This is a genomic window from Terriglobus aquaticus (assembly GCF_025685415.1).
GTDB classification, from domain to species: domain Bacteria; phylum Acidobacteriota; class Terriglobia; order Terriglobales; family Acidobacteriaceae; genus Terriglobus; species Terriglobus aquaticus.
The window spans coordinates 2,985,473-3,001,827 of sequence record NZ_JAGSYB010000001.1 but is presented as its reverse complement, the minus strand read 5'-3'; the positions used below and the strand labels follow the sequence as shown (position 1 = coordinate 3,001,827).

The following is a 16,355-nucleotide window of genomic DNA, read 5'->3' as shown; positions in this document are numbered from 1 at the left end:
TGCGGGCCGAGGTCTGCGCCCTTGCGGAGTGCCCGGAGAGCGGGCGCTGGCCGCGCGAAGAGTGGAGAGTTTCGTGGCAGAGACAGTGTTCGATGTGGCCGTGATCGGCGGTGGTCCGGCGGGGTATTCGTGTGCGTTTCGCGCGGCGCAGTATGGCCTGAAGGTCGCGCTGATTGAGAAGAGCGACAAGCTGGGTGGAACGTGCCTGCACGTGGGCTGCGTGCCGACGAAGGCGATGCTGTTTTCGGCGGAGATCTTCGATCACGCCAAGGAAGGCGGCATGTACGGCATCGATAACATCGGCGCCGGCACGATCAACTGGCCGCAGGTGTTGAAGCGCAAGAACGAGATCATCAGCAAGCACACCAACGGCCTGCAGTACCTGGTGAAGAAGAACAAGGTCACGCTGGTGCGCGGCTACGGCAAGCTGAACGGCGGCGCGAAGGGTGGCGTGTTCTCGGTGGACGTGGACAACGACGGCCAGAAGTCGCAGGTGCAGGCGAAGAAGGTCGTGCTGGCCAGCGGTTCCGACGCGCGCATGATCCCCGGTCTGCAGGCGGATGAGACCATCCTGACCAACGTGGAGATCCTGTCGCTGGACAAGATGCCGAAGTCGCTGGCCGTGATCGGTTCGGGCGCGGTGGGCGTTGAGTTCGCGAGCGTCTTCAACAGCTTCAACGTGCCGGTCACCATCATCGAGATGGCCGACCGACTGGTGCCGGCCGAGGACGCGGAAGTGAGCAAGGAGTTTGCGCGGCAGTACAAGAAGCGCGGTATCAACTTCCACACCAGCGCCCTGATGGACAAGGTGGAAAAGGTGGAGGGCGGCGCCAAGGTCCACTTCAAGACGTCGGACGGCAAGGACCAGGTGCTCGAGGTGGAGAAGGTGCTGATCGCCATCGGCCGCGCACCGCGCACCGCCAACGTGGGCCTGGAGACCGTGAAGGTCGAGATGGATCGCACGTCGGTCAAGGTGGACGATCACTTCGAGACGACGGAGCCGGGGCTGTACGCGATTGGAGACATCGTCGCCGGTCTGCCGCTGCTCGCACACGGCGGAGCCATGGCGGGTGCCGTGGCCGCGGCGCACATGGCGGGCAAGCCGTACAAGCCCGTCACGCGCAACCGCATTCCGGCGTGCACCTATTGCGAGCCGCAGATCGGTTCCGTGGGCCTGAACGAGGCGATGGCGCGCGAAATGGCCGAGAAGAACGGCTGGAAGATCAAGGTGGGCAAGTTCCCGCTGGCCGGCAATTCAAAGGCGACGATCCTGAACGCGCACGACGGCTTTGTGAAGGTAATCGCGGACGAGACTTACGGCGAGGTGCTGGGCGTGCACATCATCGGGCCGTACGCCACGGAGCTGATCCAGGAGGCGGTGCTGGCGATCGAGGCGGAGGTGACCATCGACGAACTGATGTTCACGCAGCACCCGCACCCCACGCTGAGCGAGAGCCTGCTGGACGGATTCGCGAGCGTAAAGGGCATGAGCCTGAACGCGTAGGGCGGAGGAGACTGTATGCGTCATGAATTCAGTGCAGTGATCGAGCGGGATGGTGACTGGTTTGTTGCCTGGTCGCCCGAAATGCCCGGTGCAAATGGGCAAGGCAAAACGCTGGAAGAGTGCCGAGACAATCTTTCTGAGGCGATTGCTTTACTGCTGGAGGACCGCCGCGAGGATGGCTTGCGCGGCGTTCCTCCGGACGCGCTGATTCAAACGGTTCAGGTCGCGTGAAGCGCGAAGCTCTGCTCCGCTTTCTCCGGATCTACGGTTGTTATTTGAAAAGGGAGGGCGGAGCGCACTCTCTTTGGACCAACCCCGCGACGGGGCAAACCGAAGCGGTGCCGCGCCACACGGAAGTGTCTGACCTGTTGCCCCGCAAAATCTGTCGCGGGCTGTAGCTTCCCGAAATCGGACGCGAGAAGAAGTAGACATGAGCTTCGTTCATCTCCTGCAGCTTGGACGTGTTTCGTATGCCGAGGGGCTGCGCGTGCAACGGGAGCTGATCGCAGCGCGCAAGGCTGGTGCCATTGCGGACACGCTGGTGTTGCTGGAGCATCCGCCCGTGCTAACGCTGGGGCGCAATGCGAAGCGCGAGAACGTGCTGGCGAGCGATGACCTGCTGTGCGCGCGTGGCGTGGAGATTCACGAGATCAATCGCGGCGGCGACGTGACGTATCACGGGCCGGGACAGTTGGTCGGCTATCCCATTGTCGATCTGCGCGGCGACCTGCCCGGGAAGAAGGGGCCGCACCTTGGACCGGTGGACTATGTCCGCCTGCTGGAAGAGGTGCTGATCCGCGCCTGCCGCGAGTTCGGCGTTCCCGCGCAGCGGATCGCGGGCCGCACGGGCGTGTGGACGGTGGGCGGCGGGTCGGTGCTGGAGAAGAAGATTGCGGCGATCGGCGTACATGTGTCGTGCGGCATCACGTCGCACGGCTTCGCTCTGAACGTGACAACCGACCTGCGCGATTTCGACTGGATCGTGCCGTGCGGCATTACGGACCGCGTGCCCACGTCGCTGGAGAACGAGGTGGATGATCCGCCCGCGCTGGCGCCGACCATGGAGAACGCGCGCAACGTGGTGAGCCGCTGCCTCGGCGGCGTGTTTGGGCGGCAGATGCTGCATGCCGAGTCGCTGGAGCATCTGCTGCAGCGCGCGGCGGCTAGCTCGCAGTAGGACAATCGGGCAGGTGCCTGGCCCGGTAAACGCGCGTGATCCGGCCGTTTCAGCGAGGGTTCGCCGCTTCTCTCTATAATCGTTGGCGATGACGCTCGCCTGATTCTGGCCTTTGGCCGGATTGGTTTGAGGCGCAAACCCGCTGCTGGTGCGTACGCGCGCCGCGAGCGAATCGCGAAGGATGTCTATGCCGACCGACGTAGTTATGCCCCAGATGGGCGAATCGATCACCGAAGGCACGCTGACCAAGTGGCTGAAGCAGCCCGGCGATACCGTGAAGCGCGATGAGCCGCTGTTTGAGATCTCGACCGACAAGGTCGATGCGGAGATTCCGTCGCCCGCGGAAGGCGTGCTGAAGGAAGTGAAGGCCAAGGAAGGCGATACCGTCGCGATCAACACGGTGGTCGCCGTGATTGACGCTGCGGGCTCCAGCAATGGCGCTTCGAACGGCGCGGCACCGCAGGCCTCGGCAGCGACGCAGTCCGCACCCGCGGCTCCGCCCGCGCAGGTTGGATCGCAGACTGCCCCGGGAGCGACGCCGAGCACGGACGTGCCGATGCCGCAGATGGGCGAGTCGATCACCGAGGGCACGATCACGAAGTGGCTGAAGAAGGTGGGCGACACCGTCCAGCGCGACGAGCCGCTCTTCGAGATTTCGACCGACAAGGTGGATGCCGAGATTCCGTCTCCCGCGGAAGGCGTGCTGACGGAGATCAAGGCGCAGGAAGGCCAGACCGTCGCGATCAACACGGTGGTTGCGGTGATCGGTGGCGCGGCCTCGGCGGGCTCTGTTGCACCCGCGGGCACCGGCCAGGGCGATGGCGTTGCTTCGAGCGCATCGCAGCCCGGCGCGCCCGGTGGCGTGGCGGCTCCCAGCGGCGGCAATGCCGGCGGACCGGCGACCGAGGTTCCGATGCCGCAGATGGGCGAGTCGATCACCGAGGGCACGATCACGAAGTGGCTGAAGAAGGTGGGCGACACCGTTCAGCGCGACGAGCCGCTGTTTGAGATTTCAACCGACAAGGTGGACGCGGAGATTCCCTCGCCTGCGGCCGGTACCCTGACCGAGATCCGCGCGCAGGAAGGCCAGACCGTCCAGATCAACACGGTCGTTGCCGTGATCGGCGGAGCCGGTGTGGGCGCGCCCGTGCAGAACAAGCAGCCGATGCCGACCGCAACACCCGACACGCAGGCGCAGCGCGCTGGTGCGGCGATTCAGCAGCAGGTGGCAGACGGCAAGGGACCGCGCTCGTCGCCGCTGGTGCGCAAAATCGCCAGCGAGAACGGTGTGGACCTGCGCTCGGCCGGCATTGCGGGCACGGGCTTCGAAGGCCGCATTACGAAGAACGATATCGTCGGCTACCTGAACAGCGGTGGTAAGGCTGCTGCGGGCGCCAGCTCGCCGATGCTGGGCAATTCCGGCCAGCAGCAGGGCTCCGGTACGCCGTCGGTTCCGGGAACGCCGTCGCACTCCGTTGCCCAGGTGAGCAGCGGAACGGCGCAGCCGGTGACCAGCGCACGGCAGGAGGCGAGCACGGCGCAGTCCGCGCCCGCAACCACGGCGCCGAAGCAGGCCGCGGTCGAGTCCGCGCCGGTGCTGGGCGAAGTGGTGCCCATGTCCAAGATGCGGTCCATTATCGCCAAGCGCATGGTGGAGTCGAAGCAGACCAGTGCGCACGTGCACACCGTATTCAAGGTGGACATGACGCGCATTGTGAAGCTGCGCGAGAAGGAAAAGAACAAGTACGAGCAGCGCAACGGCGTAAAGCTCACGTTCATGCCCTTCATTACGCGCGCCGCTATCGTTGCGCTGCGCAAGCACCCGATCGTGAACGCCGCGGTCGAGGGCCAGAATATCCGCTACAACAAGAACATCAACATCGGCATTGCGGTGGCGCTGGACTGGGGCCTGATTGTGCCGGTGCTGAAGCAGACCGAGGAGAAGAACTTCCTCGGCATTGCGCGCGGCATTGTGGACATTGCGGATCGCGCGCGCAACAAGAAGCTAGCGCCGGATGAGGTGGCGGGCGGCACGTTCACGCTGACCAACTCGGGCATCTTCGGCGAGCAGTTTGGAACGCCGGTGATCAACCAGCCGCAGGTCGCGATCCTGGGCATCGGCGGCCTGAACAAGGAAGCGCTCGTGGTGCAGGACAAGGATGGCGGCGACGTGATCGCGGTGCGCAGCGTGCAGCGCTTCACGCTCGGCTTCGACCACCGCATCATCGACGGCTCCGATGCCGGCAAGTTCATGACCGACTTCAAGAACGTTCTGGAGAACTGGAACGAAGACATCGGATAACGGAGTGATTGCCTGGCGGAAAGCCAGCAGGATTACACCCTCGTTGTATTGGCCCGAACGCAGACGTGTTCGGGCCTTGCTTTTTGCTTATCGGGAGCGAGCAGAGTAGATCCTTGGCATGCCATCCTGCGACATGCAACTGGCCCGGAATGAACCAGTTGGGTGTTAGCGCCCCACTTTGTGGAAAAGGTGTTTGAGTTGCCCGCCGGACTGCAACTTCCGGGTGATTCGAATGCGGACTTATGCCGATTTTCGGGGCATAGTCCTTCATTAGTCTTCTCTCATGAAGAACCGGGCTGCGATTTATCCATTCGAACTTGGCTTTGTGGTGATCGTGCGCGCGGCGGGTTCGGTGTGGACCAAGCACTATGAGCACGACCTGCAGGCCATCTCCGACCTGCACCGGATCCACCTATTGCACGACACTGATACCTCGTCGTTTATGGGAGACTTCAAGCTTCCAGACGTGTTCGACACCGATCCCCTGGAGGCATCGGGCTTCCAGCGCTGCGCAGAGATCGTTCACTAAGCATCTCCGGGCCGCGGTGGCCTGTTCTGGGCATTCCGTCTGCGCCTCTCGCAAGCGCTCTTCCCGATCTGATTTCGCTTTCCTGCAAGCCTGACTACGCTGCCTTCCGGAGTGTGTCATCATCCAGCAACGATGAGTTCCCTGGACGAACGCACTTCAACGCACCCGCGGCCCCAGATGCGCCGTCCGTGGCAAAGCCTGGACGGCACCTGGGAGTTCAGCAAGGGCCGCGATCAGCAGTTTGCACAGCATGATCGCGTGGTCTTCGAGACCAGCATCCAGGTTCCGTTCAGCCCGGAGACAGAGGCCAGCGGCATCGCGGATACCGGCTTCTACGACACGGTGTGGTACCGGCGCACGTGGGAGCAGCCGCCGCTAGAGCCGGGGCAGCGCCTGATGCTGCACTTTGAAGCGGTGGACTGGCGCGCCACGGTGTGGGTAAACGGCAAGCGTGTCCGCACACACGAGGGCGGCTACACGCCGTTCCAGGCAGACATCACGTCAGAGTTGGTGCCGGGCTCCACGCAGACGGTGGTGGTGCGTGCGCAAGACGATCCCGCCGACCTGGCCAAACCGCGCGGCAAGCAGGACTGGCTGCGCGAGCCGCACTCCATCTGGTACCCGCGGACGACCGGCATCTGGCAAAGCGTGTGGCTGGAGACGGTGAACGAAGAGCGCATCCACGCGCTGCACTGGACCAGCAGCCTGGACCGATGGGAGATCGGGCTGGAAGCGCTGATCATCGGCCAGTTGCCGCAGCCCATGCAGCTCGCGGTGAGGCTGCGCGTCGGCGACCAGGTGCTGGCCAACGACACCTACCAGGTGATCGCGGGCGAGGTTCATCGCCGCATTGCACTGTCCGACCCGGGCATCGACGATTTCCGCAACGCGCTGCTCTGGTCGCCGTCGTCGCCCACGCTCATTGAGGCCGAAGTCGAACTGCGCGCCAGCGACGGCAAGGTGCTGGACAGGGTGGAGAGCTACACCGCTCTGCGGTCGGTCGCAACGCAGGGCGACCGCTTCATCCTGAACGGCCGGCCGATGAATCTGCGGCTGGTGCTGGACCAGGGCTACTGGCCCGAGACCGGCCTGACACCGCCCGACGATGCGGCGCTGCGCAAGGACATCACGCTGGTCAAGGACCTGGGCTTCAACGGCGTGCGCAAGCACCAGAAGATCGAAAGCGCGCGGTTCCTGTACTGGGCCGACCGCATGGGCCTGCTGGTGTGGGAGGAGATGCCGAGCGCGTATCGGTACACCACACAGAGCATCCGCCGGCTGACCCACGAGTGGATGGACGTGCTGGAGCGCGATCGCAGTCACCCTTGCATCGTGGCCTGGGTGCCGTTCAACGAGAGCTGGGGTGTGCCCGACCTGCCGGACAGCCCGGCGCAGCGGCACTACGTGCAGTCGCTGTACCACATGACCAAGACGCTGGACCCGAGCCGCCCCGTGATCGGCAACGACGGCTGGGAGAGCGTGGCGACCGACATCATCGGCATTCACGACTACGACGACAAGCCGGCGCGGATGATGGCACGCTACGGCCTGAACGAGGTCGAGTCGAAGCTGCTGAAGCGCGAGCGTCCGGGAGGACGCATCCTGACCCTGGAAGGCCAGCAGGTGGGCTGCGAGCAGCCGCTGATGATCACGGAGTTCGGCGGCATAGCCTATGGAGGACCGCCGCAGGTCCAGGACGTGGCCGATGCCGAAGGTTGGGGCTACTCCCGCGCCGAAACGCCTGAGGATTTCCTGGAGAGATACCGCGCTCTGCTTGAAGCGGTGCGAGACATGCCCGCGCTGGCGGGCTTCTGCTACACGCAGTTTACGGACACCTACCAGGAGATCAACGGCCTGCTCTACGCCGACCGCACGCCCAAGGCGCCGCTACAGCAGATCGCGCGAGCGACGAGCGGGAATGGGGCCCATGCGCCGGCCGCAACGCCGGAGTTCGATCCAGTGGTGGATCAGGCCTGGCGTGACGAGCTGATGCGGCGTAAGTAGCGATGCTACTTCTTCGGCGGGCACTTCTTCTGAGCGGGGTCATTCTGAGGAGCGTAGCGACGAAGGATCTGCTGTTTGCCGGGAGCTGTATGGCAGCTTCGAGCGAACAGCAGGTCCTTCGCTGCGCTCAGGATGACACTGCAAAGTGGAGTGTCATCCCGAGGCTTGGAACAAGCGGTCTCGAACGGGCTACGAGACGGTTACGACGATCTTGCCGATCTGCTGATTGCTCTCGAGGTACTGGTAGGCTTCCACGATGTTGTCCAGCGGGAAGGTGCGGTCCACCTTGGGCTTGAAGCTGCCGTCCGCCAGATGGTCGTAGATGTACTTCTTCATCGGCTCGTAGAACTCGGGCGCCTTCATCTGCACCAGCGAGTAGCCGTACATCGCAACGCCGCGCGCAAACGTGGTTAGCGGAAACGGTGTTGGCGTCTGCGACAGCATGCCGTACAGAAAGATAATGCCGCCGTTGGCCGTGGCCGCGCCCAGGGCGTTCATGCCGTCGCCGCCAATGGGATCGAACACGACGCGGGCCAGCTTGCCGCCAGTGATCTCGTTCACGCGCGCGACCAGGTCCTCCTCTTCGGTGGCGATGACGAAGTCTGCGCCGAGGTCGAGCAGCTCCTGCTTCTTGGCGGACGTGCGCGTTGTTGCGATGGACTTACCACCCTCTGCCTTGACGATCTGGATGGCGGCGAGGCCAACGGAGGAGCTGGCGGCGGTGATGATGACGAAGTCGCCCGCCGTGACCTTGCCCAGCGGAACCAGAGCGCCGTAGGCGGTGCCGTACTGCATCCACACCGCGGCTGCCTCCTCAACCGAGAGGCTTTCCGGCACTTCGGCGAGAACGTCAGCGGGAACGACAGCCTTTTCTGCCAGCACCGGGAACTTGTTCATGGAGTAGCCGGGCACGGTGCCGACGCGCTTGCCGACCCACTTGCTGTCGACGCCGGGGCCGACCTTCGTCACGGTCCCGATGGCCTCGTAGCCCAGGCCGCTGGGTAGCTGCGCCTGCTCCATGTAGTGGCCGTGAAAATACATGCTTTCGGCGCGATTCAGGCCCACGGCCTTCACATCCAGCGCCACCTCGCCCTGGCCTGGCTCGCGCGCCGGCACATCTTCCAACTTCAGGACCTCGGGTCCGCCCAATTCGCTAAACCGTACTGCTTTCGGCATGGATTCTGCCTCCTGCTGCAATGGATGAGGCCGGTGCGGGGCGCGATGCGGTGACCTCAAACATTCATTTGAATGTCGTCGCGAGCCACTCGGGAGCCGCAAATCGGCGAGGCGGAGCAAACACAAACAGAGATCCGAAGATCTCTGTTTGTGTCTTGAGGAACCGATTACGCCGTTGCCAGCTCGAGTTCCGGAGTCGTCGCCGCAGCGGCGTTGCTGCGCCATCCCAGCGCCGGTGCAATCTGCTGCACCATCGTCTCCAGGATGTGCACGTTGTACGCCACGCCAAGCTGGTTGGGGATGGTGAGCAACAGCGTGTCGGCTTCGGCGATGGCCTCGTCATAGCGGAGCTGTTCGACCAGCTTGTCGGGCTCGGCGGCATAGCTGCGGCCGAACACGGCGCGTGACGGGCCGTCGATGTAGCCGAACTTGTCGCTGCCCGTGCTGCCGAAGTACATGCGATCCATCTGCGTAGTGATGGGGAAGATGCTGCGGCTGACCGAAACGCGCGGAGTGCGGGTGTGGCCGGCGGCCTTCCACGCTTCACGGTAGGCGCGGATCTGCTTTGCCTGCTGCACGTGGAAGGGCTCGCCCGACTCGTCGAACTTCAGCGTGGACGACTGCAGGTTCATGCCCAGCTTTGCCGCCCATTCCGCCGTGGCGTTCGACCCGGCGCCCCACCAGATGCGGTCGCGCAGACCTTCGCTGTGTGGCTCCAGACGCAGCAGGCCCGGCGGGTTGGGGAACATGGGCCGCGGATTCGGCGCGGCGAAACCCTTGCCGTCCAGCAGCTTCAGGAAAGTCTCCACGTGTTCCCGGCCAAGGTCCTGATCGGTCTGTCCGTCCTTCACGTCATAGCCGAAGTGGCGCCAGCCATCGATGACCTGCTCCGGCGAACCGCGGCTTACGCCCAGTTGCAGGCGGCCGCCTGCGATCAGGTCGGCCGAGCCGGCGTCCTCAACCATGTAGAACGGGTTCTCGTAGCGCATGTCGATCACGCCCGTGCCGATCTCGATCTTTTTCGTCTTTGCACCCACTGCGGCCAGCAGCGGAAAGGGCGACGCAAGCTGCTGCGCGAAGTGGTGAACGCGGAAGTACGCGCCGTCCAGGCCGATGCGCTCCGACTCCACGGCCAGGTCGATCGACTGCAGCAGGACATCGGACGCAGACCGGGTCTGCGACTGCGGAGAGTTGGCCCAATGGCCGAAGGAAAGGAAACCGAGCTTTTTCATGGCAGCACCCTTGGGCGGCAGCCGATCACACAGGCTGCGTTCCGGTGTTTGGATGATGCTTCGATATCGAAGGATTCAGCGGGCGTAAGCGGCGAGTAGGTGCTGGCGTGCACCTCTGTCCACGCGTCTTCCACTCTCGTTGTATTCCCATGGAAGCCCGTGTTGCCCGAAGCTTCTCACAGCGCCGAATGGTACCAGCGGCCTAGAGGGAGTCCATGCAGGCCGACCCATTCGCAGATTTGAACATTCCACCCGTGCTGCAGGACAGCCTGGACCGGCATCGGCTGCAGCTTGCCCAGCTTGTTCAGAACCTCCGTTCGGCCGGGGTCGACGAGGTCCACATCGAGGTGAGCGTTTCTACGCTGGTGGACTCGTACCGCACCGAGCTGCTCCGTGCCATCAAGGCTGTGATGAGGTGATCGGAATGGACGCGAAACTACAAGACGAACCGGGCAGGATCGCGGCGCTCCGTCGCTACGAGGTGCTGGACACGCCACGCGAGGCTCCGTTTGAGCGCATCACCAAGCTCGTGCGTGCTGTCCTGAACGTTCCCATCTCAACCATTTCGCTGATTGCCGAAGAGAGGCAGTGGTTCAAGTCGTGCGTCGGGATGCCGGGTGGCGAGACGACGCGAGACGAATCGATCTGCACGCACACGATCCAGTCGCGCGAGCCGTTGCTCGTGCCGGACACGCTGCAGGACGAACGATTCCGCGACCTGCCGGCGGTACAGGGCAAGCCCTTCCTGCGGAGCTACGCCGGAGTTCCGCTGCGCACCCCGGATGGCTACAACATCGGTTCACTGTGCGCGCTGGATACGCAGCCGCGCTCGTTTGAGCCGTCGCAGATCGAAGTCTTGAAGAACTTTGCCGGGCTGGTGGTGGAAGAGCTGGAGCTGCGCCGCATCGCGCAAGTGGATTCGCTGACCGAAGCGGTCACACGCCGGGGCTTTCTGCTGGAGATTGAAAAGGCGATCTCCACGTTCCGGCGCAGTGGCAGGTCCGCCGCGCTGATTGTGCTGGATGTGGACCACTTCAAGCAGGTGAACGATACGCACGGCCACGGCGTGGGCGACTGCGTTCTGAGAGAAGTTTGCGCCGCGCTGATGCCCATGCTGCGGCGCGAAGACGTGATGGGACGGTTAGGTGGCGAGGAGTTCGGCGTTCTGCTGAACACGACCAACCTCGACGAGGGTCAGGCTACTGCCGAGCGCCTGCGCGCAGCGGTCGAGAAGCTCCGCTTTTCCGCGACGGTACCCTTTCAGGTGACGGCCAGCTTTGGCGTGGCCTGCCTGGAGCCCGGTTGCGACGAGCCGGAAGTATGGTTGGCGCGGGCAGATGAAGCCCTGTACGCGGCCAAGCGTGGCGGCCGCAATCGCACCTGCGTGATGCAATCGAGGCCGCAGGCCGTTCTGGCTTAGCCTGTTCGCGGGACGTTGCTGCGGCCGTTAGCGCGCGGCGGCTCCTGGTACAGGCTTGTTCGCCCGCAGGAATTCATATCGTGCGCGCGTTGTGTCTGGCTCAGCCGTTGGCGAGGGCTCGATGAGGTGCATCACCGGCCATCGGTCGGCCTGGTTGTACGCGGGCCAGGTGGGAAGGCCGGTGCCGTTGGGATTGCCGGTCTTCGCGAAGTTCACCCAGTAGTTCTGCATGGTGTCCGACAGCTTGTAGTCCGCCTCGGTAAACGGGGCGGAAGGCCGCGCGCTCAGGTTGCCGAAGACGTATTCGATCTCGCTGGAGTGGAAGACGCCGGTGTTCACGGGGTGATAGCGGCCACCGGGGGACGGCTGCTCAAAGTGGAAGCGGTACACGGGCGCGCCGCCGGTCTTCACCTGCGCTTCGATCCATTCCCAGGTAGAGGCCGCGATGAACGCGTCGGCCATGTAATCGGCTTGGGCGCGCGCGGCCTCGGTGTCGGTCGTGGCGGAGTAGGCGCTTAGGAAGGCGTCCGCGTTGGGTCCCCAGGTCTTCTGTGCCTGTTCGCGGTAGCTGGCCAGAGTCATGCCTGGGCGAGGCGCCCCGCCTTCGTCGCGCACCCATCCGGCCATCAGTGGGATGTGGGCCTGCTTGCCTTCGGCAAAGATCTGCGCAGCAGGCTCGGGCAGGAAGAGTCCGTCGACCACGATGCCGAAGCGGACGGCCGGAGCGGCCTGAGCCTCTACAGCCTTCTTGATGTCTGCGACGGACATGGCGCGCAGGTCGGCCAGCGAAGTCTTGCCGAGAACCTGCTGAGCGAACTTCTCGTCCTTGGCTTCGGCCGTGGCCAGCGGCATGGCGGACAGGCCGGTGCGCGAGAACGCTCCGCCGCTCTCGCCAATGGCGTGGGCGAGCGTGTCTTTCGCCAGCGGCGACGCCATCTGCAGGCTGACGGAGGCCGAACCCGCGGACTCACCGAAGAGCGTGATGTTGCCGGGGTCACCGCCGAACTGCGCGATGTTGCGACGAACCCACTGCAGCGCTGCCGCCTGATCCATCAGGCCATAGTTGCCGGCGGCGTGCTGCGGCGACTCCGCGGCCAGCGCCGGGTGCGCGAAGAAGCCGAAGATGTTCAGCCGGTAATTCATGCTGACGAGGATGACGCCTTTGCGCGCGAAGCTCTCGCCGTCCTGCCGCGCCTCGGACGTGCTGCCGGCGTAGAAGCCGCCGCCGTAGATCCAGACCATCACGGGCAACTTGGCGCCCGGCGCGGCGTCGCGCGGTACCCACACGTTCAGCGTGAGGCAGTCTTCGCTTTCACCGGCGTCGTGGAAGTGCATGTCCGCGAACTGATTCACCTGCACGCAATGCGAACCGTAGCTCTGCGCCAGGCGCGGTGCCGACCATGCCGCAGCAGGTTGCGGCGGCTGCCAGCGCAGCGGGCCCACGGGCGGGGCGGCGTAGGGAACGCCGAGAAAGGCGCGCACCTGTCCGTCGTCCGACAGCTTGCCGATCACGGCACCTTTGTCCGTCTGCACCGGCTGATTGGTTTGGGCGTGGAGGGTGGCAACCGCGAGCAGGAACGACAGGGCAGCGCAACGCTTTGCAGGCATCGAGACCTCTTCTAGGTGACTGGTGCAACGGCGTGGGTGAATGACAAGCCACACCGGCCCATGCGGATCGCAATCAGTCTACTCACGTGGATGCGTCGCAGTCTTTGCGCCTGGCGGATCGGCATGAGACACCGTTGAGCTTGCTGACCAGGACGGGACTGTGGGCGTTCGCGATGAACTGCGCTGCCGGATCAGCGGCTACCCTCGGCTGTCGCCACTGCATCCATTCGGAGATGAACCACGATTGGGTGCAGTTCGTTGGGCCGTCCCACAACCTGCAGATCTATGGCGTGAAGCTGTTGGGCGTGGACGCGCAGAACGGCCGCAAGCTGCTGTTCTCCATCGTGTTCCTGCTGTTGCTGTGGGTGATTCGCGGCGTGCTGCAGGCCGCGGCCAAGGCGATGCGGTCGCGCGAAAGCCGGATCGCCGTGTTCTGGACAGGACAAGGTGTCTCGCTGGTCACCTTTGCGCTGGGCCTGCTCGGGCTCATGTCGATCTGGTTCGACAACCCTGCGCGGCTCGCCACGGGCGTGGGTCTGGTGGGCGCTGGGCTGGCCTTTGCACTGCAGAAGGTCATCACCAGCTTCGCGGCCTACTTCATCATCCTGCGGGGTAACACGTTCAACGTGGGCGATCGTATCGCCCTAGGCGGTGTGCGTGGCGACGTGATCTCGCTCAGCTTCTTCCAGACCGTGATTATGGAGATGGGCGAGCCGCCGTCCATGCAGTCGGCCAAGCCGGATGTGTGGGTGCAGTCGCGCCAGTTCTCCGGCCGCATTGTGACGGTGTCGAACTCCACGCTGTTTGACGCGCCCGTCTTCAACTACACGCGCGACTTCCCGTTTCTGTGGGAGGAGATGCAGCTTCCCATCTCGTACAAGGACAATCGCGCAGCCGCGGAGCAAATCCTGCTGGAGGCGGCACAGGCCGAAACGGTTGAGATCAGCACACTCGCCGCGCCGCAACTGGAGCACCTGCGGCAGAAGTTCTTGCTGGAGGCGATCGATCTGAAACCGCGTGTCTACTGGCGGCTGACGGACAACTGGGTGGAGCTCACGGTTCGCTTCCTGGTCAAGGATCACGACATCCGCGGCCTGAAAGATCGCATGAGTCGCCGCGTGATTGCCGAGATGGACAAGGCTGGTATCGGCATTGCCTCTGGCACGTACGAGATTGTGGGCATGCCACCGCTGGAAGTAAAGATGGAAGCTCCGGCGGGCGTGTCTGGTCGGAGTTAGCGTGGCGCGAGCGAGTTCTGCCTTGCACCGGCCAGCGGTGCGCAACAGCATCGAACCTGGAGCATGTTCCATTTCATGATCAACCACCCACGCCTTTTGTCGGCCGTTCTGCTGTGCGTTATGGCGGCGCTGTCGTTTGCCGGGACCAAGCTTCGCTTTCTGCACCCCAAGGAAGACGACGGCAAGAACGAAGACATTACGCTGGTGATCTCCGCAACGCTGACACTGCTGGGCTTGATCATCGGCTTCATGTTTTCCATGGCGACCAGCCGCTATGACCAGCGGCGCCTGTACGAAGAAGGCGAGGCCAACGCTATCGGCACGGAGTGGGTGCGGTGCGACCTGATGCCGGCCAGCGAGGCTGCGGCGACCCGTGGGCTGCTTCGGCAGTACGTGCAGTCGCGCATCGACTTCTACAACTCCGACGAGGGCAACAAGCTGGGTGTGATCGATCGGCAGTCGTCGCAGTTGCAGACACAGCTTTGGAAGTCCATACAGCCCATTGCCGCGACGCAGCCAACACCGGTCACGGCGCTGGTAGTCAGCGGCATGAACGACGTGCTGAACAGCCAGGGGTACACGCAGTTCTCATGGTGGAACCGAATTCCGACTACGGCTTGGGTTCTGCTGGTGACGATTGCGTGCGTGTCGAACCTGCTGGTCGGCTACGGCACAGGTCGCCGGCGTGCACGCAGCGGCCTGCTCATCGTGCTGCCGGTGCTGGTGGCTGTCGCGATCTTCCTGGTGGCCGATATCGATAGCCCGCGCGGTGGTGTGATCCGTGTGCATCCGCGCGACCTGGTCACTCTGCAGCAGACGCTGCACTAAGTCTCTGTATGCAATTGAGTGAGGTGAGGCCGGGCCTTTGAGTTCAGGTCGAAGGCAACCGTACGTGCGGACTGGTATACCAGACAGACCAGCATGTAAGGGGACGTAGCATGAGCGATCTACAATCGCGCAAACCAGAGCGTGTGGTTTCGCTGGACATCTTTCGCGGTCTGAACATCGCGCTGATGATCTTTGTGAACGAAGTGGCGGAGATTCGAGGCCTGCCGCGGTGGACCTATCACGCGCACGGTTACGAGAACCGCATGACCTATGTGGACATGGTGTTTCCGGCGTTTCTGCTGATCGTTGGCATGTCGCTGCCGCTGGCGGTGAACAGCCGCATTCGCCGTGGCGACACGGCGCCCCAACTGGTCTGGTATGTGGTGCTGCGGTCGGTGGCGCTGATTACGCTGGGCCTGATCCTGGCCAACCTGAGCAGCGGGACCGCCGCGCTGATGCACGGCCTGCCCGGTGCGGTGTGGGGTCTGCTGGCGCTGCTGGCGGCGGTGCTGGTGTGGTTCGACTATCCGCGTGATTCTGAGCGGAAGCATGCGCAGTTGCATGCTGGCTTGCGTGTCGCAGGATTGGTCATGCTGGTTGTGCTCGCCGCTTTGTATCGCAAAGCAGAGAACGGCGGGCCGGTTCAGTGGCTGTCTTATTCGTACCCTGAGATCCTCGGGCTGATCGGCTACACCTATCTGCTGGGTGCGTTGTGCTACATGGCGACGCGGCGCTGGAAGTGGGCGCCGGCCGGCTGGTTCGCCGTGTTTGCGGTGTACAACGTTCTAGCCACGGCGAAGATCCTGCCGACGACGGACAAGTGGTGGATCTGGCCTGTGTCGAACGGATCGATGGAGACGCTGGTGTTTGCCGGCGTTCTGCTGACGACGCTGTTCTTTCTGTCGCCCGATCTGCCGTTTCGCAGGAAGGCAGTGCTGGCTTGTTCGTTCGGCGTGATTGCCGGGCTTGCAGGGTGGCTGGCGCTGCCGCTGGGCCTGTCGAAGATCCGGGCGACGCCGTCGTGGGTGCTGTTCACGATCGCAGCGTGCTGCTGGGTCTACACGCTGCTGTACTGGCTTTGCGATGTAAAGCAAATCCGCGGGTGGGCGGCACCGGTGCGCTCCGCCGGGTCCAACACGCTGCTGACCTACCTGCTGCCCGACTTCTGGTACGTGCTGCTGGGCGTGTTCAGCATTCACGCCTGGAGCACGCTGTACCCGACAGGCTGGGGCGGCGTAGTGCGCTCGCTTGTGTTCACCGCAGCGATGCTGGCCATTTCTACGCTACTGACGAGGATGAAGGTGCGGCTGCAACTGTGACGACCAGCGGCGGTGCTG

The 16,355-nt window shown here is 63.9% G+C and carries 14 protein-coding genes; 11 read left to right on the top strand and 3 right to left on the bottom strand.

From position 1 onward, the window contains the following. The first annotated feature begins 46 nt into the window (after positions 1–46). The 6 genes from lpdA to OHL12_RS12455 all read left to right on the top strand — a co-directional run bounded on the left by lpdA (position 47) and on the right by OHL12_RS12455 (position 7,516). On the top strand, positions 47–1,504 hold the full coding sequence (gene lpdA / locus OHL12_RS12480) for a dihydrolipoyl dehydrogenase (protein WP_263415129.1): 1,458 nt from the start codon (positions 47–49) through the stop codon (positions 1,502–1,504). A gap of 15 nt (positions 1,505–1,519) precedes the next feature. Beyond that, the gene (locus tag OHL12_RS12475; RefSeq protein WP_263414144.1) at positions 1,520–1,735 is read left to right on the top strand and encodes a type II toxin-antitoxin system HicB family antitoxin; all 216 of its coding nucleotides are present in this window, start codon (positions 1,520–1,522) and stop codon (positions 1,733–1,735) included. A 199-nt stretch (positions 1,736–1,934) separates the two neighbouring features. Continuing rightward, positions 1,935–2,681: a lipoyl(octanoyl) transferase LipB gene (gene lipB, locus OHL12_RS12470; protein ID WP_263414143.1), complete on the top strand. Its 747-nt coding sequence runs from the start codon at positions 1,935–1,937 to the stop codon at positions 2,679–2,681. Between the two features lie 187 nt (positions 2,682–2,868). Then, positions 2,869–4,983 (top strand): 2-oxo acid dehydrogenase subunit E2, encoded by a 2,115-nt coding sequence (locus OHL12_RS12465; protein ID WP_263414142.1) that lies wholly within the window; start codon positions 2,869–2,871, stop codon positions 4,981–4,983. A 283-nt stretch (positions 4,984–5,266) separates the two neighbouring features. Then, entirely contained in the window at positions 5,267–5,512 is a 246-nt protein-coding gene (locus OHL12_RS12460) for a hypothetical protein (protein WP_263414141.1), read from the top strand. Positions 5,513–5,644: 132 nt separating this feature from the next. Continuing rightward, a complete protein-coding gene (locus OHL12_RS12455) occupies positions 5,645–7,516 on the top strand; it encodes a glycoside hydrolase family 2 protein (protein ID WP_263414140.1) in 1,872 nt (623 codons plus the stop codon). 189 nt (positions 7,517–7,705) lie between these two features. Here the strand turns inward: OHL12_RS12455 and OHL12_RS12450 are convergent, their stop codons facing one another. Further along, on the bottom strand, positions 7,706–8,692 hold the full coding sequence (locus OHL12_RS12450; RefSeq protein ID WP_263414139.1) for a zinc-dependent alcohol dehydrogenase family protein: 987 nt from the start codon (positions 8,690–8,692) through the stop codon (positions 7,706–7,708). Between the two features lie 167 nt (positions 8,693–8,859). Beyond that, the gene (locus OHL12_RS12445; RefSeq protein ID WP_263414138.1) at positions 8,860–9,924 is read right to left on the bottom strand and encodes an LLM class flavin-dependent oxidoreductase; all 1,065 of its coding nucleotides are present in this window, start codon (positions 9,922–9,924) and stop codon (positions 8,860–8,862) included. Positions 9,925–10,139: 215 nt separating this feature from the next. On the opposite strand from OHL12_RS12445, the gene OHL12_RS12440 reads away from it, so the two are divergent. Both OHL12_RS12440 and OHL12_RS12435 read left to right on the top strand, forming a co-directional pair. After that, the gene (locus OHL12_RS12440) at positions 10,140–10,343 is read left to right on the top strand and encodes a hypothetical protein (RefSeq protein ID WP_263414137.1); all 204 of its coding nucleotides are present in this window, start codon (positions 10,140–10,142) and stop codon (positions 10,341–10,343) included. Positions 10,344–10,348: 5 nt separating this feature from the next. Next, entirely contained in the window at positions 10,349–11,344 is a 996-nt protein-coding gene (locus tag OHL12_RS12435; RefSeq protein ID WP_263414136.1) for a sensor domain-containing diguanylate cyclase, read from the top strand. Between the two features lie 27 nt (positions 11,345–11,371). Here OHL12_RS12435 and OHL12_RS12430 read toward each other — a convergent pair whose 3' ends face one another. Continuing rightward, complete coding sequence (locus OHL12_RS12430; protein WP_263414135.1) at positions 11,372–12,952, bottom strand: carboxylesterase/lipase family protein; 1,581 nt, start codon at positions 12,950–12,952, stop codon at positions 11,372–11,374. Positions 12,953–13,185: 233 nt separating this feature from the next. On the opposite strand from OHL12_RS12430, the gene OHL12_RS12425 reads away from it, so the two are divergent. The 3 genes from OHL12_RS12425 to OHL12_RS12415 all read left to right on the top strand — a co-directional run bounded on the left by OHL12_RS12425 (position 13,186) and on the right by OHL12_RS12415 (position 16,337). Next, complete coding sequence (locus tag OHL12_RS12425; protein WP_263414134.1) at positions 13,186–14,190, top strand: mechanosensitive ion channel family protein; 1,005 nt, start codon at positions 13,186–13,188, stop codon at positions 14,188–14,190. A 75-nt stretch (positions 14,191–14,265) separates the two neighbouring features. Next, entirely contained in the window at positions 14,266–15,018 is a 753-nt protein-coding gene (locus OHL12_RS12420; RefSeq protein WP_263414133.1) for a bestrophin-like domain, read from the top strand. Positions 15,019–15,128: 110 nt separating this feature from the next. Continuing rightward, the gene (locus tag OHL12_RS12415) at positions 15,129–16,337 is read left to right on the top strand and encodes a DUF5009 domain-containing protein (RefSeq protein WP_263414132.1); all 1,209 of its coding nucleotides are present in this window, start codon (positions 15,129–15,131) and stop codon (positions 16,335–16,337) included. Positions 16,338–16,355 lie beyond the last annotated feature (18 nt).

Excerpts from the sequence above, each read along its gene's own strand:
- OHL12_RS12445 (WP_263414138.1), bottom strand. The coding sequence starts at position 9,924 with ATGAAAAAGCTCGGTTTCCTTTCCTTCGGCCATTGGGCCAACTCTCCG.
- OHL12_RS12435 (WP_263414136.1), top strand. The coding sequence starts at position 10,349 with ATGGACGCGAAACTACAAGACGAACCGGGCAGGATCGCGGCGCTCCGT.
- OHL12_RS12430 (WP_263414135.1), bottom strand. The coding sequence starts at position 12,952 with ATGCCTGCAAAGCGTTGCGCTGCCCTGTCGTTCCTGCTCGCGGTTGCC.
- OHL12_RS12460 (WP_263414141.1), top strand. The coding sequence starts at position 5,267 with ATGAAGAACCGGGCTGCGATTTATCCATTCGAACTTGGCTTTGTGGTG.
- OHL12_RS12450 (WP_263414139.1), bottom strand. The coding sequence starts at position 8,692 with ATGCCGAAAGCAGTACGGTTTAGCGAATTGGGCGGACCCGAGGTCCTG.
- OHL12_RS12475 (WP_263414144.1), top strand. The coding sequence starts at position 1,520 with ATGCGTCATGAATTCAGTGCAGTGATCGAGCGGGATGGTGACTGGTTT.
- OHL12_RS12425 (WP_263414134.1), top strand. The coding sequence starts at position 13,186 with ATGAACCACGATTGGGTGCAGTTCGTTGGGCCGTCCCACAACCTGCAG.
- OHL12_RS12420 (WP_263414133.1), top strand. The coding sequence starts at position 14,266 with ATGATCAACCACCCACGCCTTTTGTCGGCCGTTCTGCTGTGCGTTATG.
- OHL12_RS12455 (WP_263414140.1), top strand. The coding sequence starts at position 5,645 with ATGAGTTCCCTGGACGAACGCACTTCAACGCACCCGCGGCCCCAGATG.
- lipB (WP_263414143.1), top strand. The coding sequence starts at position 1,935 with ATGAGCTTCGTTCATCTCCTGCAGCTTGGACGTGTTTCGTATGCCGAG.
- OHL12_RS12440 (WP_263414137.1), top strand. The coding sequence starts at position 10,140 with ATGCAGGCCGACCCATTCGCAGATTTGAACATTCCACCCGTGCTGCAG.
- OHL12_RS12465 (WP_263414142.1), top strand. The coding sequence starts at position 2,869 with ATGCCGACCGACGTAGTTATGCCCCAGATGGGCGAATCGATCACCGAA.
- OHL12_RS12415 (WP_263414132.1), top strand. The coding sequence starts at position 15,129 with ATGAGCGATCTACAATCGCGCAAACCAGAGCGTGTGGTTTCGCTGGAC.